This is a genomic window from Acinetobacter sp. FDAARGOS_724 (assembly GCF_013364475.1).
Classification (GTDB): Bacteria; Pseudomonadota; Gammaproteobacteria; order Pseudomonadales; family Moraxellaceae; genus Acinetobacter; species Acinetobacter variabilis.
Genome location: NZ_CP054908.1, coordinates 112,964 through 139,362 on the forward strand (window position 1 = coordinate 112,964; position 26,399 = coordinate 139,362).

At 42.4% G+C, this 26,399-nt stretch carries 28 protein-coding genes, 1 tRNA gene and 3 pseudogenes; 17 read left to right on the forward strand and 15 right to left on the reverse strand.

Annotation, left to right across the window (positions count from 1 at the left end; all coding sequences use genetic code 11):
- Positions 1 to 5: 5 nt before the first annotated feature.
- Positions 6 to 827, reverse strand: a complete 822-nt coding sequence (gene pssA, locus FOC32_RS01760; RefSeq protein ID WP_175966082.1) for a CDP-diacylglycerol--serine O-phosphatidyltransferase — start codon at positions 825 to 827, stop codon at positions 6 to 8.
- 37 nt (positions 828 to 864) lie between these two features.
- Entirely contained in the window at positions 865 to 1,722 is an 858-nt protein-coding gene (locus FOC32_RS01765) for a 23S rRNA (adenine(2030)-N(6))-methyltransferase RlmJ (protein WP_004786802.1), read from the reverse strand.
- A gap of 113 nt (positions 1,723 to 1,835) precedes the next feature.
- Between FOC32_RS01765 and FOC32_RS01770 the strand changes: the two genes are divergently transcribed.
- Together FOC32_RS01770 and FOC32_RS01775 are read left to right on the forward strand one after the other, a co-directional pair.
- Positions 1,836 to 2,438 carry a 2OG-Fe(II) oxygenase gene (locus tag FOC32_RS01770; protein WP_175966084.1) on the forward strand — a complete coding sequence of 201 codons (603 nt, stop codon included), beginning with the start codon at positions 1,836 to 1,838 and terminating at the stop codon, positions 2,436 to 2,438.
- A gap of 71 nt (positions 2,439 to 2,509) precedes the next feature.
- Complete coding sequence (locus FOC32_RS01775; protein WP_175966086.1) at positions 2,510 to 3,037, forward strand: hypothetical protein; 528 nt, start codon at positions 2,510 to 2,512, stop codon at positions 3,035 to 3,037.
- 72 nt (positions 3,038 to 3,109) lie between these two features.
- On the opposite strand, the pseudogene FOC32_RS01780 reads toward FOC32_RS01775, so the two are convergent.
- Positions 3,110 to 3,208: pseudogene (locus tag FOC32_RS01780) on the reverse strand (DUF2789 domain-containing protein); the annotation flags it as partial.
- Between the two features lie 93 nt (positions 3,209 to 3,301).
- On the opposite strand from FOC32_RS01780, the gene FOC32_RS01785 reads away from it, so the two are divergent.
- Complete coding sequence (locus tag FOC32_RS01785) at positions 3,302 to 4,165, forward strand: IS982 family transposase (RefSeq protein ID WP_175966088.1); 864 nt, start codon at positions 3,302 to 3,304, stop codon at positions 4,163 to 4,165.
- 20 nt (positions 4,166 to 4,185) lie between these two features.
- Here FOC32_RS01785 and FOC32_RS01790 read toward each other — a convergent pair.
- From FOC32_RS01790 to FOC32_RS01815, 6 genes and pseudogenes are all read right to left on the reverse strand, one after another.
- A pseudogene (locus tag FOC32_RS01790) lies at positions 4,186 to 4,353 on the reverse strand (DUF2789 family protein); the annotation flags it as partial.
- Between the two features lie 120 nt (positions 4,354 to 4,473).
- Complete coding sequence (locus FOC32_RS01795; protein WP_175966091.1) at positions 4,474 to 4,737, reverse strand: DUF2789 family protein; 264 nt, start codon at positions 4,735 to 4,737, stop codon at positions 4,474 to 4,476.
- A gap of 46 nt (positions 4,738 to 4,783) precedes the next feature.
- Entirely contained in the window at positions 4,784 to 5,062 is a 279-nt protein-coding gene (locus tag FOC32_RS01800) for a DUF2789 family protein (protein ID WP_005233810.1), read from the reverse strand.
- A 176-nt stretch (positions 5,063 to 5,238) separates the two neighbouring features.
- Entirely contained in the window at positions 5,239 to 6,225 is a 987-nt protein-coding gene (locus tag FOC32_RS01805; RefSeq protein WP_004786815.1) for a malate dehydrogenase, read from the reverse strand.
- Positions 6,226 to 6,397: 172 nt separating this feature from the next.
- On the reverse strand, positions 6,398 to 7,036 hold the full coding sequence (locus FOC32_RS01810; RefSeq protein WP_175968133.1) for a ribonuclease I: 639 nt from the start codon (positions 7,034 to 7,036) through the stop codon (positions 6,398 to 6,400).
- Between the two features lie 34 nt (positions 7,037 to 7,070).
- The gene (locus FOC32_RS01815; RefSeq protein ID WP_392389698.1) at positions 7,071 to 9,005 is read right to left on the reverse strand and encodes a lytic transglycosylase domain-containing protein; all 1,935 of its coding nucleotides are present in this window, start codon (positions 9,003 to 9,005) and stop codon (positions 7,071 to 7,073) included.
- A 335-nt stretch (positions 9,006 to 9,340) separates the two neighbouring features.
- Here FOC32_RS01815 and miaB point away from each other — a divergent pair, with 335 nt between their 5' ends.
- From miaB to FOC32_RS01855, 8 genes and pseudogenes are all read left to right on the forward strand, one after another.
- Positions 9,341 to 10,798, forward strand: coding sequence for a tRNA (N6-isopentenyl adenosine(37)-C2)-methylthiotransferase MiaB (gene miaB / locus FOC32_RS01820; protein WP_175966095.1), 1,458 nt, complete (start codon positions 9,341 to 9,343; stop codon positions 10,796 to 10,798).
- Positions 10,799 to 10,836: 38 nt separating this feature from the next.
- On the forward strand, positions 10,837 to 11,913 hold the full coding sequence (locus FOC32_RS01825; RefSeq protein ID WP_175966097.1) for a PhoH family protein: 1,077 nt from the start codon (positions 10,837 to 10,839) through the stop codon (positions 11,911 to 11,913).
- A 34-nt stretch (positions 11,914 to 11,947) separates the two neighbouring features.
- On the forward strand, positions 11,948 to 12,430 hold the full coding sequence (gene ybeY, locus FOC32_RS01830; RefSeq protein WP_175966099.1) for an rRNA maturation RNase YbeY: 483 nt from the start codon (positions 11,948 to 11,950) through the stop codon (positions 12,428 to 12,430).
- A gap of 92 nt (positions 12,431 to 12,522) precedes the next feature.
- On the forward strand, positions 12,523 to 12,759 hold the full coding sequence (locus tag FOC32_RS01835) for an antibiotic biosynthesis monooxygenase family protein (RefSeq protein WP_175966100.1): 237 nt from the start codon (positions 12,523 to 12,525) through the stop codon (positions 12,757 to 12,759).
- A 205-nt stretch (positions 12,760 to 12,964) separates the two neighbouring features.
- Complete coding sequence (locus FOC32_RS01840) at positions 12,965 to 13,348, forward strand: transposase (RefSeq protein WP_005233700.1); 384 nt, start codon at positions 12,965 to 12,967, stop codon at positions 13,346 to 13,348.
- The gene (tnpB, locus tag FOC32_RS01845) at positions 13,345 to 13,680 is read left to right on the forward strand and encodes an IS66 family insertion sequence element accessory protein TnpB (protein ID WP_000618091.1); all 336 of its coding nucleotides are present in this window, start codon (positions 13,345 to 13,347) and stop codon (positions 13,678 to 13,680) included. The genes FOC32_RS01840 and tnpB overlap by 4 nt, the downstream gene beginning before the upstream one ends.
- Before the next feature lie 74 nt (positions 13,681 to 13,754).
- Positions 13,755 to 15,338 carry an IS66-like element ISAba25 family transposase gene (locus FOC32_RS01850; RefSeq protein WP_005080957.1) on the forward strand — a complete coding sequence of 528 codons (1,584 nt, stop codon included), beginning with the start codon at positions 13,755 to 13,757 and terminating at the stop codon, positions 15,336 to 15,338.
- A gap of 141 nt (positions 15,339 to 15,479) precedes the next feature.
- Positions 15,480 to 15,881, forward strand: a pseudogene (locus FOC32_RS01855) (hypothetical protein).
- Here FOC32_RS01855 and FOC32_RS01860 read toward each other — a convergent pair.
- Positions 15,878 to 16,735, reverse strand: a complete 858-nt coding sequence (locus tag FOC32_RS01860) for an energy transducer TonB (RefSeq protein WP_171065445.1) — start codon at positions 16,733 to 16,735, stop codon at positions 15,878 to 15,880. The pseudogene FOC32_RS01855 and the gene FOC32_RS01860 overlap by 4 nt on opposite strands.
- A 262-nt stretch (positions 16,736 to 16,997) precedes the next feature.
- Here FOC32_RS01860 and FOC32_RS01865 point away from each other — a divergent pair, with 262 nt between their 5' ends.
- From FOC32_RS01865 to FOC32_RS01880, 4 genes are all read left to right on the forward strand, one after another.
- Complete coding sequence (locus tag FOC32_RS01865; protein WP_175966102.1) at positions 16,998 to 17,684, forward strand: hypothetical protein; 687 nt, start codon at positions 16,998 to 17,000, stop codon at positions 17,682 to 17,684.
- A 207-nt stretch (positions 17,685 to 17,891) separates the two neighbouring features.
- On the forward strand, positions 17,892 to 18,551 hold the full coding sequence (locus FOC32_RS01870; protein ID WP_376745074.1) for a DUF3108 domain-containing protein: 660 nt from the start codon (positions 17,892 to 17,894) through the stop codon (positions 18,549 to 18,551).
- A gap of 90 nt (positions 18,552 to 18,641) precedes the next feature.
- Complete coding sequence (locus FOC32_RS01875; protein ID WP_175966106.1) at positions 18,642 to 19,217, forward strand: xanthine phosphoribosyltransferase; 576 nt, start codon at positions 18,642 to 18,644, stop codon at positions 19,215 to 19,217.
- Between the two features lie 397 nt (positions 19,218 to 19,614).
- Positions 19,615 to 20,040 (forward strand): hypothetical protein, encoded by a 426-nt coding sequence (locus FOC32_RS01880; protein ID WP_175966107.1) that lies wholly within the window; start codon positions 19,615 to 19,617, stop codon positions 20,038 to 20,040.
- 39 nt (positions 20,041 to 20,079) lie between these two features.
- On the opposite strand, the gene wrbA is transcribed toward FOC32_RS01880, so the two are convergent.
- Positions 20,080 to 20,688, reverse strand: coding sequence for an NAD(P)H:quinone oxidoreductase (gene wrbA / locus FOC32_RS01885; RefSeq protein WP_175968135.1), 609 nt, complete (start codon positions 20,686 to 20,688; stop codon positions 20,080 to 20,082).
- A gap of 113 nt (positions 20,689 to 20,801) precedes the next feature.
- Between wrbA and FOC32_RS01890 the strand changes: the two genes are divergently transcribed.
- A complete protein-coding gene (locus FOC32_RS01890) occupies positions 20,802 to 22,049 on the forward strand; it encodes a YihY family inner membrane protein (RefSeq protein ID WP_175966109.1) in 1,248 nt (415 codons plus the stop codon).
- Between the two features lie 128 nt (positions 22,050 to 22,177).
- Here FOC32_RS01890 and FOC32_RS01895 read toward each other — a convergent pair whose 3' ends face one another.
- From FOC32_RS01895 to FOC32_RS01905, 3 genes are all read right to left on the reverse strand, one after another.
- On the reverse strand, positions 22,178 to 23,116 hold the full coding sequence (locus tag FOC32_RS01895; RefSeq protein WP_175966111.1) for a DMT family transporter: 939 nt from the start codon (positions 23,114 to 23,116) through the stop codon (positions 22,178 to 22,180).
- Between the two features lie 258 nt (positions 23,117 to 23,374).
- On the reverse strand, positions 23,375 to 24,016 hold the full coding sequence (locus FOC32_RS01900; RefSeq protein WP_175966113.1) for a fumarylacetoacetate hydrolase family protein: 642 nt from the start codon (positions 24,014 to 24,016) through the stop codon (positions 23,375 to 23,377).
- Between the two features lie 26 nt (positions 24,017 to 24,042).
- A complete protein-coding gene (locus FOC32_RS01905; protein ID WP_125279712.1) occupies positions 24,043 to 24,540 on the reverse strand; it encodes a YcxB family protein in 498 nt (165 codons plus the stop codon).
- A gap of 160 nt (positions 24,541 to 24,700) precedes the next feature.
- Here FOC32_RS01905 and FOC32_RS01910 point away from each other — a divergent pair, with 160 nt between their 5' ends.
- Positions 24,701 to 26,002 (forward strand): SRPBCC family protein, encoded by a 1,302-nt coding sequence (locus tag FOC32_RS01910; protein WP_175966115.1) that lies wholly within the window; start codon positions 24,701 to 24,703, stop codon positions 26,000 to 26,002.
- 101 nt (positions 26,003 to 26,103) lie between these two features.
- Here the strand turns inward: FOC32_RS01910 and FOC32_RS01915 are convergent.
- A tRNA-Arg gene (locus FOC32_RS01915) sits at positions 26,104 to 26,180 on the reverse strand.
- Positions 26,181 to 26,399: the final 219 nt, after the last annotated feature.

The following is a 26,399-nucleotide window of genomic DNA, read 5'->3' on the forward strand; positions in this document are numbered from 1 at the left end:
TATTGTTATAAGGTACTCTGTCTTTTTGCCATAAAGGTTGTAAGGAAACCAGACAAGGCATAGATGACGGAGATCACGAGAATCCCTACCGGAATATTATAAGTCATCGCTGCAAAGATAAACACTGCGATTGGCAACACGAAAAACGGTACTCGTCTACGCTCTACAGTTTTAAATGAATAGTATTTGATATTAGAAATCATCAACAAGCCAACGATTACGATAATCGCAGCATTAATGATTTGTACAGTAAAGTCACGAATATCAAACACAGCCGGGAAATCCAATCCCACCCAAACCAGTGAAATAATAATGACGGCTGCTAATGGACTCGCAACGCCAATAAAATAACGTTTGTCCACTACGCCAATCTGAACGTTAAAGCGTGCCAGACGGAAAGCCGCACAAGCGGTATAGACAAAACATGCCGCCAGCCCGATACGACCTAAACCACTTAATCCCCAGCTATACATGAGAATGGCTGGCGCTACACCGAAGGCCAGCATATCGGATAGTGAGTCAAACTGTTCACCGAATGGACTTTGTGCCCCAATTGCACGTGCCACACGGCCATCGAGACCATCAAACAAGGCCGCCAGGAAAATCGCATAAATGGCTTGCTGAAACTCGCCATTCATACTGGCAATAATCGAGTAAAAGCCTGATAACAACGCAGCGGTTGTAATCAGGTTAGGCCACAGATAGATACCTCGACGCTTAACTCTTTGCCCTTCCTGGGTATGCTCAACCTCTTCCACCTCGAAGGTGATGCCATCAAATGGCAAATCTTTAGAAGATTCATGTTCCGGCTTATTTGTACTTGTCATTCTTGTCGATCCTAACTATGACCCGATCTTTAAAATATTATTCGCCTACTAACCAACGAACTGCAGCATGACCGCCATTTTCCTGCATACGCAAATGCGGGAATAACCATTGCAACGCTTCGTCTGCATCTTCAGAGAACTTCCAAGGTGGGTTAATCACCAGTAAACCACAACCATTTAAACCCACCGGCGTATCATCTGGCCATACACAGATTTCACATACCAACTGACGGCGAATCCCGGTCTTGAACATTTTCTTCTCGAAACGCTCAATCATGGCACGGTCTTTAATTGGGTACCAAACTGCAAATACGCCTGTCGGCCATTTTTTATAAGCAGCAACCAGTAATTCAACCAATTGAGGGAAGTCTTTACGCTCCAGCTCATAAGGCGGATCGATCATGACCAGACCACGTTTTTCTTTCGGTGGAATGACTGCGAGCAAGCCTTCATACGCATCACGCTCATGCAGACCGGCACGTTTATCGAAAATGTTATGACGTAGCTGCTGAAACACATCACGCTGCATTTCAAAAATAGTGGCCTTGTCAATTTCACGCATGCCTTCCAGCGCAAACCAGGGTGAACCCGGATATGCACCTTTACCAAAGTTTTCACGCATTTTCTCAACAATTTTTAAATATTGTTGTACGCCTTCTGGTGCATTACGCTTGACCGAATCATCCAGCTTGATCAGACGATGAATACCGTTCAGGAATTCCCCTGACTTTTGTGCTTCAGAGGTGGATAAATCATATTTACCTGCACCACCATGTGTATCCACATAGCGATATGGTTTATCTTTTGCATTGAGTCGAGTCAATAATTGAAGCAGCAATACATGCTTCATGACATCGGCAAAGTTGCCAGCATGGTAATGGTGACGGTAATTCATGTTTCATTAATTCCTAATATCAACCGCTATTTTAACATGAAAAATAGTTTCGTTCAGACCCGATTCTTACATAGAATAGCGCGACCCCAATTTACCCTTCTAGGTGAGTTTCTATGGAAGCAGTTCAACTCCCGGCAACCTGGCCAGTTGATCAGATTCTTGATGATCTAGATCAGTATGGTTTTAGCATGATCGACAATGCTTATACCCCATCCTATGTTGAACAGCTGATTGCTGAATGTACCAGCAATCTGGAACGCTTTCGTGATGCAGCCATTCAGAATGGCGTAGTTAGCAATATCCGCAGTGATCACATTCTCTGGCTCAATGAAGATCTGGAAATTTCTAACCAGCATGTGCAAACCTTACAGGCCTTAGGTCATGAGCTGAACCGCGCTTTCTTCCTCGGCATTAAAGATGTGGAAGCCCATTTTGCCTGCTATAACGCAGGTGAGTTCTATGCCCTGCATCGCGATAATCCTCAAGGCAAGAATGGTCGGATGATTTCTGCGGTTTATTATTTACATGATGATTGGCAAGATAACTGGGGCGGCGAACTACATTTGCAGGATAAAAATGATCAATGGCATATTATCCAGCCTAAGCCAAACCGTATTGCCTTCTTCCAAAGTGATTTAATGCATGAAGTTTTAAAAGCCAAACACCAGCGTTTATCAATCACTGCCTGGCTAAGAAGTGATACCCATTTGCTCTAATCTTTTTTCCACGCTTTAAATTTCAATTTTCAGCCTCATATAGCAATCATTGAGATATGAGGACTGCGTTCATGCGACCAACCCCCAAAGAGATCATTACACGCATTGGTGAAACAGATCAGCTATTTTTAAATGGCAATACGCCTGAATTGGCGCTTGAACGAGCTGATCTTCGTCTGCAACTGGTGACTATCAGTCAGTTACGTCAAGAGCAGGTGCATTTCCTGCAAGAAGCGATCGTTCTGCTGGAGCAAGGCCGGATTGAATTTGAAGAAATGCCACTGGATTTGTATATCAATCTGTCTTTACACCTGGCCAAAGCCTATATGATCTACTTTGAGCTGACCAAAGAAGATCGTTATGCGCTCATTACCCAGCAGATTCTAAAACCAATGACCAATTATGAGCATGCGGATATTTATTTCTTCTTGGCTTATGCATCTGCCAGTAAGAAAGAGCCTGCGATGACTCGTCACTGGTTAAATAAATACAGCAAAACGGCCCATTTTGACCATGAACTGGTAGGCCAGCATCCGGCATTTGATGAATATCGTCAACTGGAATGGTTTATTCAGATTCTGCGTAGCCGTATGCATTAGAACAACGAAATCTATTCTTATAAAAAATGCCTCACATTGATGAGGCATTTTTTATGAATTAATTTAATTTACTCAAGCCAGACGGCGTCGATCTGCATCCAGATGCAATTGCTGATTCAGTTCATCAATCCAGATTGCCCAGTCATCATCTTGTACCAGATGACTAATTAACCTGAGTTCGACGTAAGAAAAAATAGAAGAAAAGCCTGTGCTTTTATAAGATATTGGTTATCAAGACAAAATCTAAAAAACAAGGCTTTTCTCATGGATCATATTACCGAATTATTCTGCACAATTGATGATTTCTGCAATAATTTCGAAGAATCTTTAGAAAAGGTACTCATCACAAAGCAAAAATATAGGAAAAGACAATCATCTCTAAGTCTGTCCGAGGCAATGACCATCGTCATTATGTTTCAGCAATCAGGCTTTCGCTTTTTTAAATATTTCTATCAGCAAATGCTGATTCCATTTTGGAAATCATATTTTCCCAAACTCATTAGTTACAACCGATTTATTGAAATTATGCCTAAATGCTTGCAAGCATTAGCTTCTTTCTTTCATCAGATAAAAGGTAAAGATACAGGGCTAAGTATTATCGATTCAACAAAACTGGTTGTATGTCACAATCTCAGAATAAAAAGACATCGTGTTTTTAAAGGTCTAGCTGAGCGTGGTAAAAGCTGTACAGGTTGGTTTTATGGATTTAAATTACACATTATTATCAACAATCTAGGTGAAATTATAAAAATAAAACTAACCTCAGGAAATGTACATGATATTAAAGTTTTAGATGAGATCACTCAAGAATTGAAAGGTATTTTGCTTGGAGATAAAGGCTATCTGAGCAAAGCCAAGGTTAAAGAACTCGCTTCAAGAGGATTAAAACTACTGACACCTTCACGTCAGAATATGAAGAATAAAGTACTACATAATGCGGAAGAAAAAGCATTACTTGCAAGACGAGGTTTAATAGAAACTGTGAATGATCAATTGAAGAATTTACATCAGATTGAACATTCACGTCATCGTTCGGTAAATAACTTTCTAGTAAATATAATGGCAGCGGTAGTAGCTTATTGCCTGAATCCGAATAAGCCTTCCATGCAAAATATGCTTAAAAGCTAGGCTTATTTCGTCGAACTCAGGTTAATTAGCAACGAACGCTGCGCCTTATTCCAGAAAGGTGCTTCATGCAATGACATATGGGCAGGTAGCTGATGAGTACGCACATAAAGCTCGATGGCCGCCGGGCTGTTAGCTAGGCCGAGTTGAGAAAATAACATTTCTAAGGATGGTTGGTTCTTCCCGAGCATATGCCCTCCTTATATATATCAGATATATTGTAGTTATTTATAGGACTAACTTATAAGATAATATAAAAAAAACCTAGTCAAAGGACTAGGTTTTGTTGTGTCTTTTTGTATAAAGAAACCTTAATTGCTTTCAGGGCCTTTTTTATCACTTTCGACATGTAAAAGCTGGTTCAGTTTATCAATGATTACGATCCATTCATCATCCTGATGCCAGTGTTCGCGAAGAAAAGCGCTTTGCCCCTCATTCCAGAAATCTGCATCCGGCAAAATCACTTCTGATGGTAGCTGATGATTTTTGGTAAATTCATCAATTGATGCTTCATCAGCAGGCAAGCCTAATTGCTCAAATAATAATTCTAAAGTCACTTGCTGTTCTAATACCATTCGCTCACTCCATCATAAAAATAATCAGTTCATTGATTTGAAAATATTATTGATGCTTAGAAGAAGGCAGATCACAAGAACCACTCCCTTCTGCCTCAATATGCAATTGCTCATTAAGTACATCTACGAAAATTGCCCAGTCATCATCTTCTTTCCAGTGGCCAATCAGAAAATCATGTTGGTTTTTGGTCCAGAAAGGAGCTTTATGTAAGGGAACATCCATCCCAATCTGATGGGTTTTAATAAATTCATCGATTGCTTCCGGGCTTGAATCCAAGCCGAGTTGCTCAAAAAAAAGTTCCATGGTAGGTCGCTGCTCTAACATCTCAGTACCTCCTCTTTTGTTGATGATTCTTCTTATTAAACTAGATGAGCTACTCGCAAAGTTCAGTTGTCCCTCCTTCACAAGATGTTATTTTTTGTTCTTTAAATTTTGTAGAAATAGCAATAAAAAAGCACCCCAAATGGAGTGCTTTTTTAACTTAATCTTAAAAGATTAAATTATTTGATCATGTCAGCAACTGCAGCGCGCTCTTCTTCAAGCTCGTTCAGTGTAACGTTGATACGTTCACGGCTGAATTCGTCAATTTCAAGACCTTGAACGATTTTGTATTCACCGTTTTCAGTAGTTACAGGGAAACCGAACATTACGCCTTCAGGGATACCATAAGAACCGTCAGAAGGAATACCCATAGTTACCCATTTGCCGTTTGTGCCAAGAGCCCAATCGCGCATATGGTCGATTGCAGCGTTTGCAGCAGAAGCAGCAGAAGACAAACCACGTGCTTCGATAATCGCAGCACCACGTTTACCAACAGTTGGAAGGAATACGTCTTTGTTCCAAGCTGCATCGTTGATTTTGTCTTTCAAGCTTTCGCCGTTTACGTTAGCAAAACGGTAGTCAGCATACATAGTTGGAGAGTGGTTACCCCAAACAGTCATGTTTTCGATGTCAGAAACTGCAACACCCGCTTTTTGAGCAAGTTGAGTTAACGCACGGTTGTGGTCAAGACGTAACATTGCTGTGAAGTTTTTCGCTGGAAGATCTGGAGCAGATTTCATAGCGATGTAAGCGTTAGTGTTCGCAGGATTACCTACAACAAGAACTTTAACGTCACGGCTAGCAACTTCGTTCAGTGCTTGGCCTTGACCAATGAAGATTTCGCCGTTTACTTTAAGCAGGTCAGCACGTTCCATACCAGGACCACGTGGACGTGAACCAACTAATAGAGCATAGTCTGCATCTTTGAAAGCTACTTTAGGATCATCAGTACCGATCATGCCCGCCAATAATGGGAAAGCACAGTCGTCTAGTTCCATCATTACGCCTTTAAGCGCTTGCTGAGCTTTCTCAACAGGAATTTCTAATAATTGAAGAATAACTGGTTGGTCTTTACCAAGCATTTCACCGCTTGCGATACGGAATAATAGGCTGTAACCAATTTGACCAGCAGCGCCAGTAACGGCAACGCGAACAGGTTGCTTCATGTAATTATCTCCAATTGAGAGGATCGTCATAATGATTAAATAGCTGTTCTATCTAATCTTAATAATCATAAACGGCAAAGATTGTACTCCAATCCTCTTCGAGATGCATGTAAAAGAGAATGGATTTCAACAAAAGTATGATAGGAAATATAAATTAATTTGACTAAAAGGCTTAGTATGTCCCTTTTATTGTGACAGTTTTTGGACATGTATTAATAATGTTTGCAGGACAGTCTTTATAGCCCCCATTGGCGTTATAGCAGACCTGAATCGAGGTCAGCAGGCTAGATGCGCGGGTCTGATGACAGTTAAAGCGCAATGCTGTTGAAGGCAGTTGCGGATTGATTTTCAGAAATTTTGAACGCAGCATATCAATGGAAACGGTATGACTTTCCTGCTCGGTGAGTTCTTCAGGAATTTTCAGACGATCAGCATGATTGATCACCGTACGAAAATACTGTGTAGCATTCATCGGAATACAGCCGCCAATATTATGCCAGAGCAATGCGCGGGTATTTTCATCCGGCATGATACGCGCCACCACTTTAGCCTGCAAAGGCGGTAACTTTGCAGAACTGGTAGTAGTGCAATGTGTCGATGTGGTTTGAGGATAGAGACCAGAAATATTTAGGGAATAACCTTCAAGACATTTTCTTTTTTTACTGTAGGCCGGATCCAGACTACAAAGTGCCGGTACCATCTGGATGTCCATGACATAACCCGTTGGCAATGCAAAGGCAGCTGGACTTGCTGCTAAAAATAAAAGTGCAGCCCATCCAGCAGAAATTTGAGCATCCCTTATTCCCTTGATCAACAAACTATCCTTCCCTTAGATTTTTTGAATGCTATGGTGTATTACGTAATGGAATGGCTTGCATACGCTTACCGACCGATTGTGCGCCCTGGCCCAATAAAATACCGTAATATGTCGCGTTCGTCATGACATGTTTCACATAATCTCGCGTTTCCAGTAAAGGAATGGTTTCGGTATATTGATCCGCAGCAATACTTTGGAATTCGGGTTGCCAACGGCGAGCACGGTTCGGGCCGGCATTATAACCTGCTGTAGCCAGTACTGGACTATTGCTCAATTGACGCTGAATTGTTGATAAATAGTAAGTTCCGTAACGGATATTGGTGTTCATATCGGTTAAGGCCGCCGGGTTATAGGTCTCACCCATTTGACGAGCGACCAGTTTGGCGGTGTCCGGCATGATCTGCATCAAACCACCAGCACCTACATGAGAGCGTGCGCCGGTATTAAACCGGCTTTCCTGACGCATCAAACCATAAGCCCAGGCAGCATCAATGCCGGCATTACGGCTATGACTCACAACATAATTCTGGTGTGGCATCGGATAACGATAATTGTAATTATGCTTGTCCGCAGTACGATCCGCTGCATAAATGGCACGGTCATACCAGCCCATATCCATCGCGCGTTTGGCTGCTGCCAACAGTAAATCGTCATCTTTTCTTAAATAAGCCTGACGCACTGCCCAGTTCCATTCACGGTTAATATAATTCTCTGGTGCATTAATATTACGTAAGGCAAAGGCACGGCGGAAATGGATATCCTGGTTCAGGCGTTGCATGGCCTGACTGGATGGCTGTGCTGAATTCGGTGTAGAAGCCGTTAATTGGCCTAATCTATCTCGCGCCAGCAGGTTATGATAATCCTCACCGACCGCCAGTTTTTTATAGATACTTTCTGCTGCCTGTTTTGAAGCGCGATCTGTGCGCTGTTCACTGGCACGTGCCAGCCAGTATTGCCAGCGGTCTTCCTGTTTCTGGTTCACACTCATTGCATCAATGGCACGAATCAGACTTTCCCAGGCACTAAAACGAATCGCCTGACGGGCATAAATTTCGGCTTCTTCTGGACTAAATGGCAAACCATAGCTGGCATCCAGATAGTTCAGCACTTCACGGTTAAAATTATTTTTCATTACCGTAGTGCCGCCAATATAACCAACAGTTCTGAATAGTGTTTTTTGTACTTGTACCGGCCTACCTTCAGCAGTACGTTTTACAATGGACATTGCTGAATCGAGATCACTGTCTGCCAGACGCCCCAACGCATAAATCAGATAGGCATGATCAGTGGCAGTACTTTTAGGGGCTGACCATAAGTAATTGGTTGGATTGGCCTGAATTGTATTGAGCTGAGCTAGAGACAGGTTAAGCCCTAAACCTTGTGCAGTGGCAATTGCCTGTCCAGACTGACCAGCACGTAATTGCACCCACAAACGCTGCTGGCGGTCTTCATTGGTCATTAGAGGACTGGATAACATCATTCGTCCTAAGCCCGTACAAGACTCAGGTTGAGAGTTTGTGGTCAGCCAGACATCCTTAAATTCAGCATAAACCAACTGATCGCCACTTTTAGCACGGACTTGTGCAACTGCACAGGCTTCAGCCGGATCGGCATTGGTAACATATTGCAGTACAGGTTGTGCAGTGGCAAAGTCAGCCATTTTGACTTTTTCTTCGACATAATCGGCTGCAAGTTTTTCTGCCATAGCCGATTGAGGATAGCGTTGGGCGAAACTGATAATTTGACTGGCAGGTTGGGAGCCAAGGTTCTGGTTCAGAATCCAGTATTCAGGATAATAGCCCAAGGCATCATTTTGCATGGCAGACTGATATTGTTGTAATTGTCCGATATTTCCAGCATTTGCTGCGCGTAAGGCATCATTAAATTGTTCTTCTGCTGCCTGCGCACTCATTGAACACAGACATGCCACACTCAAGCTTAGTAATTTATAATATTTCTTCATATTTTTAGTGTGTTTAAACATCAATTTGCCTTCTATCATCGATTTTTCGCCTAGCCCCTATTGCCTATCATAAGAGTTAGCCGAAAAATTATAACCCACTGTATTGTTCACTTATGTAACCTTATGATTAGACAATATTAATTTTCAGACACTTTTTGTCCATAAATCAATATTTTCCCAGCCGCATTTTAGGCTATAAGTTTAAGCGACTTTCCTGCTAAAATATGCGCCTTTTAAAAGATTTCAGAACGTGAATTGAATTTTTATTTACCCGTTTGTCTATGCAAGCGGATTATTCGTTCACTCTTTCGACGTATTACCTTGTAGGAGCCTACATGACGGTTCAAACCTTCATTCCGAATGGTGCCCCAGCTGCCTCAGAAAACACTGTTACCCAGCCAGCGCACACCCCAGCCATCGATGATTCAGTTAAAAAACTGTATATCGAAACGCAAGGGTGTCAGATGAATGAGTATGACAGTCACCGTATGGCAGATCTGCTGGGCGATTCCCATGGCTATGTGCTGACCACTGATCCTAAAGAAGCGGATATTCTGCTGATGAATACCTGCTCGATCCGTGAAAAGGCACAAGAAAAAGTATTCTCAGAATTGGGCCGCTGGCGCAAGCTGAAAGAAAAAAATCCGGATCTGATTATTGGTGTCGGTGGATGTGTGGCTTCTCAGGAAGGTGACAATATCCAGAAACGTGCCAATTATGTAGACATGATTTTTGGTCCGCAAACCCTGCACCGTTTACCGCAAATGCTGGACCAGCATTTTGAGCAGGTCGAAAAACCGAAAAAAGAAAAAATCAAGCTGGTGGATATTTCGTTCCCGGATATCGAAAAATTTGACTTCCTGCCTGAACCACGTGTTGAAGGTTATAAAGCCTTTGTTTCGATCATGGAAGGCTGTTCAAAATACTGTTCTTTCTGTGTAGTTCCATATACACGTGGCGAAGAAGTGTCTCGTCCACTGGATGACGTTCTGGCAGAAATTGCTGGCTTGGCAGAAAAAGGCGTGCGTGAGATTTCGCTGCTCGGTCAAAACGTAAATGGCTATCGCGGTGAAACCTTCGACGGTAAAATCTGTACTTTTGCCGATCTGTTACGCTTGGTTGCAGAAATTCCGGGTATTGGTCGTATTCGTTATACCACTTCGCATCCACTGGAATTCAACGATGATCTGATCCAGTGCTATCGTGACCTGCCACAAATGGTGTCACATCTGCATTTACCAGTACAAAGCGGTTCCAATGATGTCTTACAGGCGATGAAACGTAACCACACCATTGATGTGTATATCGAGAAAATCGAGAAACTACGTAAAGTTCGCCCAGACATGCATTTATCTTCAGACTTTATTATCGGCTTCCCGGGCGAAACCGATGAGAACTTCGAAGAAACCTATCAGTTTATTCAAAATCTGGATTTCGACCATTCTTATAGTTTTGTTTATTCCAAACGTCCGGGCACCCCTGCCGCAGAGCTGGAAGATACGACACCTGAACAGGTGAAAAAAGAACGTTTGGCCAAAGTTCAGGGCTGGATTAAACAGTCCAGTATTCGTAAAACAGATGCCATGCTCGGTACAGTTCAACGTGTACTGGTTGAGAAAGTTTCTGATAAAGATCCGAACATTCTGGTCGGTACAGCAGACAACACCCGTTATGTCACCTTTATTGGAGATGCATCATGGGTAGGACGCTTTGCAGAGATCGAAATCACCGAAATTAAAACTTTAAATTTAGTTTACGGTGAGCTCTTGAATCTTGAGCCTGACGTGGCGTAATGTAGAACATATAACGTACACTTTTAAAAGGAACACTCTTGACTGCAACGATTCAACGTACAGTAGCTTTTCCTGGAATTTCGATGGACCGTTTACAAGCCGTCTTAGGTGCCTATAACGGTCATTTGAAACAAATTGAACAACGTTTAGACGTCAAAATTTCCCACCGAGGTGAAAGTTTCTTTATCGATGGTGGAATCGATGCCGTTGAGAGAGCCGAAATGCTCTTGCAACGTCTTCATGAAGAATCTGAACACAGCCAGCAGATCAGTGCAGATACTTTGCATATGATGATTCAAGGTAGCCAGACCGATCGTGAACTCCAGGAGAACCTGGAAGAACAGGAACATACCGGTCTGGACAATGTCTGGCTGCAGACTCGCAAAGGCCGAATCAATCCGCGCGGTGCCAACCAGAAACGTTATGTACAGCGTATTCTGCAAAGTGATATTTCCTTTGGTATTGGCCCTGCGGGTACCGGTAAAACTTATCTCGCTGTTGCGGCTGCTGTAGATATGCTGGAGCGTAATGAAATCCAGCGTATCTTACTGGTTCGTCCTGCAGTTGAAGCGGGTGAAAAACTTGGATTCCTGCCGGGGGATTTAACCCAGAAGATCGACCCGTATTTGCGTCCCCTTTATGATGCCCTGTATGAAATGCTCGGCTTTGAAAAAGTGGCCAAGCTGATCGAACGTCAGATTATTGAAGTTGCACCGCTCGCCTATATGCGTGGTCGCACCCTGAATCATTCTTTTGTGATTCTGGATGAAGCCCAGAACACCACACCTGAACAGATGAAGATGTTCCTGACCCGTTTAGGGTTTGGTTCACGTGCAGTGATTACTGGTGATGTGACTCAGGTGGATTTACCACGTGGTCAGCAGTCGGGTCTGGCACATGCCTTACGTGTGATTGATAAAATCCCTGAGATTCATATTACCCGTTTCCATTCTCGTGATGTCGTGCGTCACCAGCTGGTTCAGAAAATTGTTGAAGCCTATGAAGGCTGGGACAGTGAACAGCAGCGTTTAAGCGCCGAGGCTCGTGCTGAGCGTAAAGCCCGTCAGGAAGCCTTGATAGCTGAGAATGATGCTGCGGCTGATGCACAGCATTAACGCTGCATTGTTATTTAATTTTTAAGGATTCACGTTGAAACTTAGTCTCTCCCTGCAACAGGACTTTCAGTCACCAGAATTGGTGCTGAAACGTGCCTATATTAAAAAAGTTGTAGAAACCACTTTGCGTCATATCGGCACCCAAAGTGATTGTGAAATTGGCATTGCCTGTGTCGATAATGATGAAAGTCATAAACTCAATCTGGAATATCGCGGCAAGGATAAACCGACCAATGTCCTGTCTTTTCCAAGTGAACTTCCAGATGAAATGGCACAGATTCTGGATGCTTTCCCGATCGGTGATCTGGTGATTTGTATTCCAGTAGTGCTGCGTGAAGCTGCTGAACAGGACAAAGCTCCACTGATCCATTTCACCCATATGCTGGTACATGGCACTTTGCATCTGATGGGTTATGACCATGAAACTTCAGAGGAAGATGCTGAAGAAATGGAAGGCATTGAGATCGAGATTCTGGACAAACTGGGTATTGCTAATCCTTATCTGGAAAGAGATTAAAATTCAACAATTAAAAAGCGAGCCAAGGCTCGCTTTTTTCATTTTATTCACTTCATAATAAGCTCAATTTAAGAAATAAAATAAAAACCTTCATGAAATATGTCGTGATTTTCAAAGCGCAAATTAAAGAATTAGATCAGTATTATTTTGAAACAGTCCAGCGAATGAGAGAAAGAGCCCTTTCACAATTTCAGTGCCAGTATTTTGAAGCCCTAACCGAAGGTACTCAGGAAATTGCGCTTTCTTACTGGAACAGTCTTCATGATATTCGCGCCTGGCATGCAGATACTGAACATCAGGCTGCTCAAGAGCTAGGGAAAAATAGCTGATATACATATTTCAGCGTGGAAGTCTGTGAAGTTTTACGGCGCTATGATGCACATTTAAATTAAATACTCATCGATCCTTATTTATTTTTTTCTTGATCTGTTCTTAGATACAGAGTTTTGTAAGCATCCGGCTAACACAGCCTTACCAAGCGATCCTATAAGCCTTAATTTAGTTCCCACCTAAAAACAAGTGGGGACTTAATCCATGAACATGGATATATATTCAGCAACACCTCCTGTTGCTAAAAAACGCCGAAAATACAGCAAAGAATTCAAACTCAGTATTGTCAATGCCTGCAAAAATCCTAATACCTCGATCGCTTCGGTCACACTGCAACATAGTATTAATGCCAACCTTGTCAGTCGTTGGATCAGGATCTTCAGCCATCATGAGGGTGCCGTGCAGGATCCTACTCATGTGAATCCAGCATTTATTGCTTTGCCTTACACTGCTGCAATCAGCCAACCTATTGATGAGAGGATCACGTTGTGTATCACCGTGCCTCATACGAATAATGATATTCAGCTAAAATGGCAGACATCAGAAATACCTGCCTTGGCAGAATTACTCAAGGCACTTGCAACATGATCCGCATTGATGAAATCTGGTTGTCTACTCAGCCCATGGACATGCGTGCAGGTATGGATACGACCATGGCTCAGGTGGTGAGAGCCTTTGGCTACATCAAACCGCATTGTGCTTACCTGTTCTGTAATAAACGTGGCCATCGCATGAAAGTGCTGGTACATGATGGATTGGGCATCTGGCTGTGTGCCCGGCGGCTGGAACAGGGCAAATTTCACTGGGCTCAAGTTCACCAAGGTGAAACCGTGGCCCTCAGCCCGGAACAGTTACAGGCACTGATCCAAGGTTTGCCCTGGCAGCGCATTGGACGACAGCAGGTGGTGACGATGCTTTAAACCAGGCTCGACCATTCTGCTATTCTCCAAACGTTCTATTTCATTCTTCTCATGACCTCAGGCATACTGCGGTCATGAATACGCTGCCTGACTTAAGCCAACTGACCCATGAACAACTGCTGGAATTCACCAGGCAGTTGGCGCTGCAGCATCAGTCTCTAGCACAATCAAACCAACAATTGGATGCCAAAGTTCAACATCTTTCTATTCTCAATCAAAAATACGAGCATGAACTGGCGCTGTTTAAAAAGCACAAATTCGCCCAAAAGAATGAACACTTAACGGCAAAACAAATCCATCTCTGGGATGAAGCGGTTGAAGAAGATATTGCCGCGGTTGATCTAGAACTGGAACGGCTAAATGCAGATAAAACCAATGCAGCGACACAGAAAGCCAAAACCAATAAACCTAAACGTCGACCACTGCCAGATCATCTACACACCATCCGTATTGAGCATGAACCTGCATCAACCCAATGTGCTTGTGGCTGCCAACTCCGTCGTATCGGCGAAGATGTCAGTGAAAAACTGCATTTCAGACCGGCACAGTTCTATAAGGAACAGCATGTGCGTGGTAAATGGGTCTGTGATCAGTGTGACACTCTAACTCAGCAAGCGATGCCCGCCTATGTGATTGATAAAGGCATTGCTTCACCTGAATTGCTCAGCCATGTGCTGGTATCGAAGTATGCCGATCATTTGCCGCTGTACCGTCAGCGCCTGATCTATCAGCGGGCTGGCATTGATCTGTCCAGATCCACTTTATCTGATTGGATAGGTCGCTGCGGTGTAGAACTGGAACCTCTGGCCAATGCCTTAAAAGAGGTGGTGCTGCAACAGCGGGTGCTGCATGCAGATGAAACACCGGTCACCATCATGCGGATGGGTGAGAATAATAAAAAACCGAAGAAAGGTTATGTCTGGGCCTATGCCACCACACAGTATAATCCAGTTCAGGCGGTGATCTATGACTTTCAGGATAGTCGTTCAGGCCAGCATGCTGAAGAGTTCTTGAAAGGCTGGCAGGGCTATCTAGTCTGTGATGATTACAGTGGTTATAAAGCACGTTTTAAATCAGGCCAGGTGATTGAGGTGGGGTGCATGGCCCATGCACGTCGTAAATTCCATGAACTGCATGTAACTGGGAAAAGTCAGGTTGCTGAACAGGCCTTAGTGCTGATTCAGAAACTGTATGCGATAGAAGCAGAACTCAGGAAAAAGACCGATGGTACAGCGGAAGACCGCCGCGAATACCGACAACAGCATAGTCAACCAGTGATGCAACAACTATATGAATGGCTCAACCAACATCATCTGACAGTGCCATCGAGTTCTCCCACCGCCAAGGCTATCAATTACACTCTGAAGCGTTGGCCAGCCTTAAGCCGCTATCTGGATGATGGCAATCTACCGATATGCAACAATTGGGTAGAGAATCAGATGCGTCCCTGGGCGTTGGGACGCAAGAACTGGCTGTTTGCAGGTTCGCTGCGCAGTGGTCAGCGAGCGGCAAACATCATGACTTTAATCCAGTCAGCAAAGCTGAATGGCTTGGATCCGTATGCCTATTTAAGTGATGTGCTGAAAAGGTTACCGACACACAAAGTGACCCAAATTGAAGAATTGCTGCCGCACTGCTGGAAACCTAAATCGAATTAAAAAATAGGTATGGGATTCAGCGGACGCTTACAGAGTTTTAAAAAAATATCTGCTTACGCATTCATGATTTCTTCCAGAAATCCATAAGCACATAATGAACTTTAACGAAGAACTGTGCTTCAAAAATTTTAGGAGAACGTAATGAAAAGATTGTTCTCGACTGCATTACTTATTTTCTCTCCATGGCTGTGTTCACTACTTTATGCCCACTCAATTCCCATGTGCCCAAAAATCAAATTTCAACAAAACTAAAGCTTATGGGCAGGCCATTATTATTTAAACGGAGTTATGGAATTAGGTTCGGAGTTGCTTCTGCAAGCAGATGGTACCTTTAAATGGTATCTGGCCTATGGTGCTCTGGATCAATTTGCTGAAGGAACATGGTGGTAAAATAAAGAGTGTATTGGCTTAAAAGCAGATCCAAAGTACCAGGACTTGATGATATTTCCCAAATATCTAGCCATAGATGAAAACCATTTAAATGTAGTCTGGGACGATGGAACTCAGCAAGGTAGTTATATACAGGCGAAGCGCCCGGATTAACGCACCTCAAATTCCGCTTCAGCCGGATCAAAACGCCAGGTTCGAATGATTCGTAACTCGGAAATATCCGACATCTTGGCATCAAATGCTCCGAACGGTGCTGCCTTGCGTACTGAAGATTTTGCAGCTTCATCTAGCAAGCTATGTCCGGAACTGTCAATTAACCGAATTGCACGAATTCCGCCGTTCTGGTTCAAGATCACCATCAAACGCACCTCTCCTGCCAGATTCTGCTGTTTGGCCGCGTCTGGATAATAGCGGTTACCATAGAACTCCACTTTTTGACGGAATTTTTCCAGATAAGCAGCAGAGACATCCTGTTTGGACTGGATGCCATCTACGGTTTTAATTTTTTGCTGACGACTGAAGTTTTGTTGTCGTTGCAGATATTGGGCTTCAAGACTGGCTACCATGGCAGCTTTGGCCTGAAACTGACTTTGTAACTGCTCCTGCATTTTTTTTCGCTGATTTTCTTCCGCCTGTTTTTGCCAGCTTAAAGTCGTCATCAGCACTTTTTCTTCAAAGCTTAATTCACGCTGTTGCTGTAACATATCCGGACTTTCTTGCTGCTCTTCTCCGGTCTTTTGCTCCATCAACGGTGCAGGCATATCGCTCGACATACGATGTGCTTCACGAAATTTACCTGAACCTTGCTGGTCAGTTTGAGCCAGAAAATCTGCATGCTCAATTTTTTCATCAGTTTGACGAATACTGACTGCAATTTCTTTAGTCATGCTCTCCTGATCTTGTGGCATACCAAATTCCAGCGTGAGAAAAATCACATGCAAAATAACAGCTGCAAATACGGCGCTATTAAAAATTGGATCTTTCCACCAGGCTTTGACCAGAGGCATTAATATCATGGTTGATCTCATCGCTACGAACCCAGACTTGAGTTCATCCCTCAAACAGCATTTTTAAAAATTAAAAAATAAACAGCTTTGCATTTTTCTTTTAAAAATGCCAAACCTATCAAATCTTCAACGTTACATAACTAAAACCCTAAAAATGGTGCTATTTATTTTGCTAAACTGCAAGCTGAAACTCTTGTATTTTTTATACAATTCGACAAGATACACTTCGAATTAAAACATATAGTTGCCAGGATGCTTAAAGATGCAAACGCTAATTTCCAATATTTCTAATAAAATTCGCCAAGCGTATCAAAAGGCGGAAGGATTTATTGAGGATGAACGCGAATTCCCTTTGTCTCAAGTTTTCCTGAATGCGACATTTCAGCGTTTTGTCACTGACAATGTTTCCATGCTGAAAGATCTGCATGCCGATCTGCATGATGACTGGTTACGACTCTATGCCACGCTGGACTATAAAGGTCTGAACGTGACCTTATCGGTTGATTTAAAACTGGTGCAAATGGAGCTGAATAAGAATACGCAGCTCATCGTATTTGAACAGATCAGTGATACCCAGTTGATTGAAGCCAAATACCCAAATGTCTTTTATAAACTGGGTGTGCGCTTTGCCCTATTTTTCTATCAGCGCGTGCTGAATAAGGATCCTCTTGGCATGATTCTGGAAAAACTCGGCGTCATTGAAGTAAAAGATGATTTATTGCATCTGGATCTGAATCGCTGGTTAGGTAAAAACCGCTCGGTGATTGAGACACTTGGTAAGGTTCATGTGAACCATGCAGTACTTCGTGAAGCTGAACTGGTCGTGATCGGTAATGTGAATCTTGCAGCCCTGTTCAGAAAGCTTTCTCAGGAAAAAGAAGAGAAATGGGATGAAGACGACATGGATGACAATAAAGTCACACCGATCAAACAGAAAGAACCGACTTAAACTGTGTGTAATTCAATACCTAAACAAACACGCCAGCAACTACATGAAATATACATTTTTATTGAAAATCTCCCTTCATTTTCCACATTTTAACCAAATAATAAAAAGTGGAAAGTGATCAATTTTATCTGAAATTACACAGGACAATTTTTTATGGCGAAAACTGTATTCAAAACTTTAGGTGTGACTGCAGGCTTGACTACCGCAATGGTACTTACTGGTTTATCCACCCAGACCTTCGCCATGGCGCCTTTCCAAGCCAATTACCAGTTTAGCTACAATGGAAAAAATATGGGTTCTGCTACCCGTACCTTGAGCAAATCTGGTAATAACTGGACCTATGTTTTTGCAGCCAAAGCAGGTGGTGTTGCTTCGGCGACTGAAACCAGCCGTTTCACTTTTAATAATGGCAAGATTGGTTCAAGCAGTTTCAGCCGTACCAGTAAGATTCTGGTGCATAGCAATACCATGAGTATTAACTTTAATCCTTCTAGCAAAACAATCAGTACCAAGAAGGATGATGAAAAACGTTCTTTTGCCTGGAGAGCAGATGTACTGGATGAGCTAAATGCTGAATTGCAGATTCGTGAAGACCTGAAAAATGGTGGATTAAAATCGAATTACTACATTGCTGATGCCAAAGAGGTGGAAGGCCGTAAATTCGTCAAACAAGGTACAGAAACGGTAAGCACCCAATATGGTTCATTTAGTACCATTAAAGTAGTGATTAAGCACAACAAACCAGGCCGTGAAACTACTTTCTGGTTAGCACCGAAACTGGACTACTTACCAGTTAAAGTATCGCATGTCGATAAGAAAACCTCTTACGGTTTACTGCTGACCGGCTATAACGGTAAAACGAACTAAGGTTTTTTGGTGAATTTCGCTTGATTTTTTTTGGGTGCTTTTTACAATACGCTTTTGCTTTAAAAAGCACCTGCTCTTGAGGATTCTCCCGTGCACGCACTAGAACAGAAAATCTTAGTCGAAGGTATCGTTCTATCTGAAGAAGTTTTGAAAGTTGATTCTTTCTTAAATCACCAAATTGATCCAATCATGATGCAGCAAATTGGTCAGGAATTTGCGCGTTTGTTTAAAGATGCTGGTATTACCAAAATTATTACCATTGAAGCATCGGGTATTGCACCTGCAGTCATGGCAGGCTTAGAGCTTGGTGTTCCAGTAATTTTTGCACGCAAATACCAGTCTCTCACGTTAAAAGATGATTTATACCGTTCTAAAGTATTTTCATTTACCAAACAGACTGAAAGCACGATTGCCATTTCAAATAAACACATCAGTTCATCTGACAAGGTTTTAGTGATTGATGACTTCCTGGCAAATGGCCAGGCAGCACTTGGTCTTGCTGACTTGATTCATCAGGCGAATGCTGAAGTGGTAGGGATCGGAATTGTGATTGAAAAATCATTCCAGCCAGGCCGTGACCTGTTACTTGAAAAAGGTTACCGCGTTGAATCATTAGCGCGTGTGAAATCCTTGGCAAATGGTACTGTAGAATTTGTTCGAGATTAAATTTACAAATGAATATTTTAAAGGGTGCTTCGGCACTCTTTTTTATTGGATTTTTTAATTTCGGTTAGCTAAGAACAAATATAATCTACCTTAGATTCATCACCCTTTAGACAAAAAATGCCCGACTAAATCCCTAAAAAAAGTATATTCATGCCTTAGTTTTGCATATTGTTCGCCCCAAAGATCGAACAAATTATAAAAAGTGGAAAATGCATGTATTTACAACTCAACTAAACTTCTCTGAATTAAACTCTACTAGAATCAAATTGGTACGAAATGTTCCTGACTTCAATATTCAGAACCGACATACTGTTAAGCAGGATGTGCTGAATAATTGCTTGTCTAAGGAAGATTCCATATCACACATTTGCTTAAAATGAATAAATACTAATCGCTGATGGAAAATCCTATGCAATGTCCTAAATGTGGTTCAACGGAAATTGAGCTACGTGATCATGAAAAGAATTTGAAAAAAATTGGTGGTATTTTAATGACCTCAGCCGGCGCCACGGCCGGTACAGTGGGTGGCGCAGCCTCTGGCGCTTCAATTGGCGCTGCCATTGGTACAGTCGCAGGTCCTTTAGGGGTAATTGTAGGCGGCACGGTGGGAACCTTCGTAGGCGCAATCAGCGTAGGCATTACTGGGGGCGTGGTCGGAAACTTCTTAGGTAAAAAAGCAGGCGTTTCAGTAGATCGTAATCTGTTTCTGGATTATCAGTGTCTGAATTGCAAACACAGATTCAGTCAAAAAGATCAAAAAGATCAAAAAGATCAAAAAGATCAAAAAGATCAAAAAGATCAAAAAGATCAAAAAGAAGATTAATAAAATCAAGGAAATGAAGCTGATTCTTCATTTCCTTTTTTAATTAATTTCTGAAGCCTGATAGAGTCTTAAAGCAACTTCGGCCAGACGTTTACCCTGTACTTCACACAAAATTTTCTCATCCTGGCTTAAGCCTTGGTCATGACGCGGGCCACTAACATGACTTGCGCCATAAGGTGTACCACCACTTTTAGTATTGGACAGCGCTGGTGTCGCATTGCTTAATCCCATGATCATCATGCCGTGATGGAATAAAGGTGGCAGCATGGTCAATAAAGTACTTTCCTGTCCGCCATGCATTGAGCCTGACGCGGTAAAAACACAGGCTGGCTTACCATGCAAAGCACCATTCAGCCATAAACTGGTGGTCTGATCCCAGAAGTATTTCATTTCTGAAGCCATATTCCCAAAGCGGGTGGGTGAACCTAATGCCAAAGCAGCACACTGGGCAAGATCATTTAAAGTACAGTAGATATCACCTTCTGCCGGAATGCTTGGTTCTGCTTCTTTCACCACCGTCGCAATATTCGGAACAGTACGAATTTTTACAGCCATTCCTGCTGCTTCAACACCATTCGCAATCAGATGCGCCATTTCTTTGGTTGAGCCATATTTGCTGTAATATAAAACAAGGACATAAGGTTGCATAAAGTTCTTATTCATTACTTAAAAAAATAAAACTATACGGTATTTCGCAACTTTTTTGGGTAAGCTGAAGAATGAAAATTCATGATGAATAAAAAAATTGAGATTGAAAGCGCATGATCGTTGAATATTTAAAGAAGTTACCTTTTTATGAAAAACACTGGTTTCAATTTATTTTATTTGTAATACGGCGTTTTGAGGCTGACCGGTGTCGTGAGCAGGCTGGTTCACTTACCTATACTACCCTGTTTGCTGTAGTCCCGATGCTGACCGTGTTTCTGGTCATTATCTCTTCAATCAGGGCATTGGAACCGGCACGACAACAGCTCCAACAGCTGATTTATAGTAACTTTTTACCTAAAACGACCATCGCTTTCGATAAAGCGCTCAATGCCTTCACGGAGAAGTCCAGCAATTTAACTATTATCGGTATTCTTTTTTTATTCATCACCACAGTACTGATGCTCAGTAGCATCGAAACGGTCTTTAACCGGATCTGGCGTGTGACTGAAACCCGCGGTGGCATTATCGGTTTTATGCGTTACTGGACCATAATTTCACTTGGTCCAATTTTGCTGGGCAGCGCCTTTGTGATTTCTTCTACTTTGGCCTCCATGAATATTCTCAGTAATAACTTTGCCGGTTATGAACTGGATGGCGCCTTTATTCTCTCGGTAATTTCCTTTTCTCTGACCGTGCTTGGCTTTTTTATTCTGAACTGGACTATTCCTAATCGAAGTGTACCGCTCAAGTCTGCTTTAATTGCCGGCCTGTTTAGTGCCATCGTATTTGAGCTATTAAAAAACCTGTTTGGCTTTTTGATGTCAAACTTTACCAGTTATGAAATTGTTTACGGCGCTTTCGCAGCAGTTCCTATTTTCCTGCTCTGGATTTACCTGTCCTGGATTATTGTATTGTTGGGCGTGGAAATCAGTTATGCCCTGACTGCATTCGAATCTGGACAGGACAATAAGCGTCATCCGATCGTCATGTTGCTGGATCTATTAGAACTGTTTTATAAAAAGCAGAAAACTGGGGAAAGTGTCAGTGAAGCACAGGCACTGGAAGTTTTGGGACGGGATGAAATTGGACGCTGGCCAAGCTATGTCAGCATGTTTGAAAAACAAAATCTAATTAAACGCACAGATGACAATGAATATGTGCTGGTACGCGATCTGGATCAGGTCAGCTTCTGGAATTTTTATTTACAGCTTCCTTATCCTCTACCGCGCAAACAGCATCTGACTGATGTGCATACTGATGATCTCTGGATGCAAAAATTCTCACCTAAACTGAATGAAACTGATCAATTTCTGGAAGAAAAACTCAGTTTTCCATTATCAGAACTGTTCCGCAGTAAATAAATTCAATCCTCTCTTTTGAGAGGATTCTTAAGTAGATTGATTTGATTTTCAGCGGATAATCGTCCTTGCTGTCATTAAAGCTATACTTATCCAAAAATCAGGTGTCGTTATTTTCATTGACCATCTTTTTATATAGATGTCTGAGTCTTGATCTGAGGCTCAGGCTTCTTTAACCATCCTTGTAAACTCACCAGAATCACGCCTAGCATTACCATACAAGTACCAACAATAAAGTTGATCTCAATATGCTCATTTAGAATTAACGCGCCAAACAGCATACCAAAAACTGGGGTTAAAAAGGAAAACACCCCTAAACGTGAAGCCAGGTAGTGTTTTAGCATCCAGAACCAGATTAAATAACTGGCAAAGGAAATCACCACCGTATGAAAAATCAGGCTGGAAATCGACAAAGTTGTCCATTGAATACTGGCTTGCCCAGTCAAAAAGGACAAAGGCAACAACACCATACCAGCGATCAGCAATTGATAGAATAAGGTCTGGGTTGCAGGCGCTTCAGCCAGCGAGCTCAAACGTACACTCACGGTCGTGGCTGCCCAGAATACACCAGCCAGTAATGCCAGAAAATCTCCCCATAAGGCATGAGATTGTAAAGCAGATCCTGTCTGCGGGCGTAGCAGGAAACTCACTACAATACCGCTAAAGGCAAGAAAAATTCCGCTCCATTGTACATGAGACAAACGTTCCGCCGGCAGTTTCCAGTGCAAGCCTAAAGCCACAAAAATCGGTGCCGTATAGAGCAAGACAATGGTATGCGAAGCTGAGGTATAACGCAGTGCCTCACCCACCAGATAAAATTCAGCGGAAAACAGCACACCCACCAGTAAACCCGCAGATAAGTATCGTGCACTCCAAAGCTGACGGCGTACACTTTGCTGAATTAAAGGATAAACCATAAGTGCAGATAAGGCTGAACGTAATGCAATTTGCATCAGGGCAGAAATATCACTTGCCGCCCATTTCAGTACGACCTGCTGCAAACCCCACAACATACATAGTACAAACATAATGGCAGATGCTTTAATATCTAGTGCCTGACGATGATTCAAATATATTCCTGTTCTTGATTGGAGCCGCTACATACTAAAAATTTTAGAAGTAGAAGATATACTTCAAAACAGATCAATGAGGGGGTGATTCAGTTAAGAATAGGGATGCATAAAAAACGATTTAGACACTACCCAATCTATATCTAGAAACCGAATGGCAACCGCGCCTGATCAGTCTGATAAATTATCCCTTGCTCATTACACTTTTCTAAGCAAAATAAAGGAGCCCTTCGGCTCCTTGATCTTAAAAATCCGGTCTTACTTTACAAATGTCGTCCAGACATAATCCTGATTTTGGCCTTTTAGGGTCATTTTCAATTGATCACCAGATTGCAAGGCAGCCACCCCTGCTGGTGTACCGGTCATGACCACATCACCTGCTTCCAGCGTAAATACCTGACTAATGTCTGCCAATAAAGTTGCAATATCAAAAATTAATAGAGCTGTATCGCCTTTTTGACGCAGCTCATCATTGATCTCCAGCGTATAGTGCACATCTTTCCAGTCAGCAATCACATCGCCTACTGGCACCCAGTCAGCAAGTACACAAGAACCATCAAAAGCTTTGGCCCGTTCCCAAGGTTGACCTTTTTTCTTCAGGTCATCCTGCAGATCACGTAAGGTCAGATCCAGACCTAAAGTCACAGCGCCAATTGCCTGCAAAACTTTGGCAGGATCATTTTCCTTGCTTAAGGTACGGTCAATACGCAAACTTAGTTCACACTCATAATGACAGTTGCCCCAGTCCGGATTCCATTCAATACCTGCATCCAATACAGTCAAAGCACTCGGTGGCTTGATAAACAGCACAGGACGATCAGGTACCGCATTTCCAAGCTCTTTGGCATGGTCAGCATAACTGCGACCGACACAAACAATTTTCGATGGACGTATACTCATGATCTCTTTCCTGTTCTTGATCTGTCTTATTTCTTGAAGGTATTTTCGAAAATGCTTTGCTCAGTACCATCTTTAAAGGCACGTTTTGGCACAATCACCACTGTACGGTTTTTCAGTTCCAGCATATAGGTCAGCTTGCCGATGGCAAAACTTTGTACTTCATTATAATGCACGACCTTGCTACGCCCGTTATTGAAAATTTCTGCATAGTCCTGAAACAGGTCAATGCCCTGTTCACTTTTTCCAAACTGATATTTTACAAACTGGCGCTTAAACATCATCGGCAGGAACCAGTAGCGCATGATACCCTGCAGAATCAGGAAGAAGGCACCCAAAGCCACATAATAACGACCAACCCCATTCAGGCCCATTGAAAAGCCCCAGATAATAATCCCGATGCTGACCAAAGGCGTCAGAAAGCGTGAAATTTGTTTTTTGCCAAAAGTGGCCAGGGCAAATCCATCCTGAGATTCTTCTAGAGTGAGATAATAACGGGTGGATAAAGTCGGTGCTGACTCAGTCATAGCATTACATCAAAAATATAAAATCCTGACCCATACTATATCAAAACATGCTTAAAACTCATGGCTTATGCTATCAATTACATAACTTTGCTTTGGAAATAACTAAATTTAGTTTTAAATAAATCCTCATTAAAACAAAAAACACACAATAGGATATTGGATGAAAGGATTGATCCCCTATTTGCTGATGAGTAGCACTTTATTTGCAATCTCACCGGCTTTCGCAAAAATAACGCCATGGACCCCTAATCTGCCAAGCAGTCTTGATGTATTTCAAGGCAATTCTCAGCAACTGGCCGAACTCACTGGCGAGCGTATCCTGATTTATGCGCATCCCGCCGGCAAAACCCATCTACCGACTTTTAAAACAGCTTCTAGTAGCAAATCCCAGTTTTACAGTGCGGCTGTGGTCTTGTCTGCATCCGAAGCACAAGTCGAAAAATTATTGCAACATTATCCGAATTATGTCGGCCTGTTTCCGACCCTAAAATCCGCCAAAATAATTGAGCAGCAAGGGAGCATTCAACGAGTTAAATATCAGGTGCATATTCCTACCCCAATTCCAGTCTTAAACTTTAAAGAAACTGTGGTGATGCAGCATCATCTGGAAAATAACAGTATCAGCACACTGATTCTGGATGCGCCAATTCCCTATGGGGCCGGAAAGCTGGAATGGTTTGCACTGGGTCCCAATAAAACCTTAGTGACAGTAACGCAATGGGGCGATCTAAACCAGCCACAAGGTTTTCTATTTAGCAAGATTCTAAATGCTCTGCCGGAAGCCAAACTCGGCATTCCTGCTGGCACTAATGCCTTTCTGCTTGAAGCTTTACAACAGCGCTTTAAATATCCTGCTGCCATAGCTTTAAATACGGCAGTGCCTCAAGTTCAACTCAGCAATCAACAAACTCAAAAAATTGCCCAGCTCAGTCAGAAATCAGGACAGCCTGTCAGCTTTATTTTGCCCAATTATCAGGTCAAGGCCGGTAAAGATTCAGAAAATCTAAGATTCAGTACCACCTATCAATATTTCTCGCATCCGACTGAGAAGCTGCAGCCCTGGTTATCGGCTCAGGCCAGCCAGAAACTCTTTCCACGACAAATCAAAAAAGTGGAACTGAATCCAGTCAACCCGCAAAGTATTGATGCTAAATACAAGGTATCAGTCGGCTTGGGCGTCATTCAGATTCCCTTTAATTTTAAAATGCGTTTTGAACAGCCAAATACCTTACAAAACCAGTTCTATGCCAATGGCGGAGATTTAAAATTTGTACGAGGTGGAATGAAGCTTTTGCCTCAATCTCAGGGAACGCTATTCCAGATTACCAGTTCCATGAAAATTCATGATCAGGCGCCTTTTTTACTGAAAGCCATGCGCAGCCTTCCCTATCATGACATGTTGCCGGCTGTTGGTGGCAATACTGTCTACGCCTTGAAGATACAGCAGAAATTGAAATTTTAAGTTTATTTCTAATTATTGGTTTTTTATATGAAAAATTAAAAAAATACAGACGTAAAAAAACCGCACCAATGTGCGGTTTTTTCAGAATTCTTTATCAAGATTGGTGCGCTCAGAGAGATTCGAACTCCCGACCCCTTAGTTCGTAGCCAAGTGCTCTATCCAGCTGAGCTATGAGCGCGACGTCTTGATGGAGTGCATTATATAGAGTTTTCAGTACTTGTTAAGTGTTTTTTAATAAAATCATAACCGAACGTACAGTAATTAAACGATACTGCAATATTTCAGTTTTTTTGATGAAAATTCCTGCGGATTTAGAGTTAAAAACAATAACCCAGACTTGGCGAGATTTCAGGATTAGCTAAATTAATCTTTCAACTACCTCATATTCATTTGCTCA

Bases quoted from the DNA above. Each gene is read 5' to 3' on its own strand.
- FOC32_RS01805 (WP_004786815.1), bottom strand. From the start codon at position 6,225: ATGAAGCAACCTGTTCGCGTTGCCGTTACTGGCGCTGCTGGTCAAATT.
- FOC32_RS01815 (WP_392389698.1), bottom strand. From the start codon at position 9,005: ATGAAGAAATATTATAAATTACTAAGCTTGAGTGTGGCATGTCTGTGT.
- FOC32_RS01785 (WP_175966088.1), top strand. From the start codon at position 3,302: ATGGATCATATTACCGAATTATTCTGCACAATTGATGATTTCTGCAAT.
- FOC32_RS01905 (WP_125279712.1), bottom strand. From the start codon at position 24,540: ATGACTGAGTCAGCACCGACTTTATCCACCCGTTATTATCTCACTCTA.
- tnpB (WP_000618091.1), top strand. From the start codon at position 13,345: ATGATCCGCATTGATGAAATCTGGTTGTCTACTCAGCCCATGGACATG.
- FOC32_RS01910 (WP_175966115.1), top strand. From the start codon at position 24,701: ATGAAAGGATTGATCCCCTATTTGCTGATGAGTAGCACTTTATTTGCA.
- FOC32_RS01770 (WP_175966084.1), top strand. From the start codon at position 1,836: ATGGAAGCAGTTCAACTCCCGGCAACCTGGCCAGTTGATCAGATTCTT.
- FOC32_RS01835 (WP_175966100.1), top strand. From the start codon at position 12,523: ATGAAATATGTCGTGATTTTCAAAGCGCAAATTAAAGAATTAGATCAG.
- FOC32_RS01765 (WP_004786802.1), bottom strand. From the start codon at position 1,722: ATGAATTACCGTCACCATTACCATGCTGGCAACTTTGCCGATGTCATG.
- FOC32_RS01865 (WP_175966102.1), top strand. From the start codon at position 16,998: ATGCAAACGCTAATTTCCAATATTTCTAATAAAATTCGCCAAGCGTAT.
- FOC32_RS01850 (WP_005080957.1), top strand. From the start codon at position 13,755: ATGAATACGCTGCCTGACTTAAGCCAACTGACCCATGAACAACTGCTG.
- FOC32_RS01870 (WP_376745074.1), top strand. From the start codon at position 17,892: ATGGTACTTACTGGTTTATCCACCCAGACCTTCGCCATGGCGCCTTTC.
- miaB (WP_175966095.1), top strand. From the start codon at position 9,341: ATGACGGTTCAAACCTTCATTCCGAATGGTGCCCCAGCTGCCTCAGAA.
- FOC32_RS01800 (WP_005233810.1), bottom strand. From the start codon at position 5,062: ATGTTAGAGCAGCGACCTACCATGGAACTTTTTTTTGAGCAACTCGGC.
- FOC32_RS01795 (WP_175966091.1), bottom strand. From the start codon at position 4,737: ATGGTATTAGAACAGCAAGTGACTTTAGAATTATTATTTGAGCAATTA.
- FOC32_RS01775 (WP_175966086.1), top strand. From the start codon at position 2,510: ATGCGACCAACCCCCAAAGAGATCATTACACGCATTGGTGAAACAGAT.
- FOC32_RS01840 (WP_005233700.1), top strand. From the start codon at position 12,965: ATGAACATGGATATATATTCAGCAACACCTCCTGTTGCTAAAAAACGC.
- wrbA (WP_175968135.1), bottom strand. From the start codon at position 20,688: ATGCAACCTTATGTCCTTGTTTTATATTACAGCAAATATGGCTCAACC.
- pssA (WP_175966082.1), bottom strand. From the start codon at position 827: ATGACAAGTACAAATAAGCCGGAACATGAATCTTCTAAAGATTTGCCA.
- FOC32_RS01900 (WP_175966113.1), bottom strand. From the start codon at position 24,016: ATGAGTATACGTCCATCGAAAATTGTTTGTGTCGGTCGCAGTTATGCT.
- FOC32_RS01880 (WP_175966107.1), top strand. From the start codon at position 19,615: ATGGAAAATCCTATGCAATGTCCTAAATGTGGTTCAACGGAAATTGAG.
- FOC32_RS01890 (WP_175966109.1), top strand. From the start codon at position 20,802: ATGATCGTTGAATATTTAAAGAAGTTACCTTTTTATGAAAAACACTGG.
- FOC32_RS01860 (WP_171065445.1), bottom strand. From the start codon at position 16,735: ATGCCTCTGGTCAAAGCCTGGTGGAAAGATCCAATTTTTAATAGCGCC.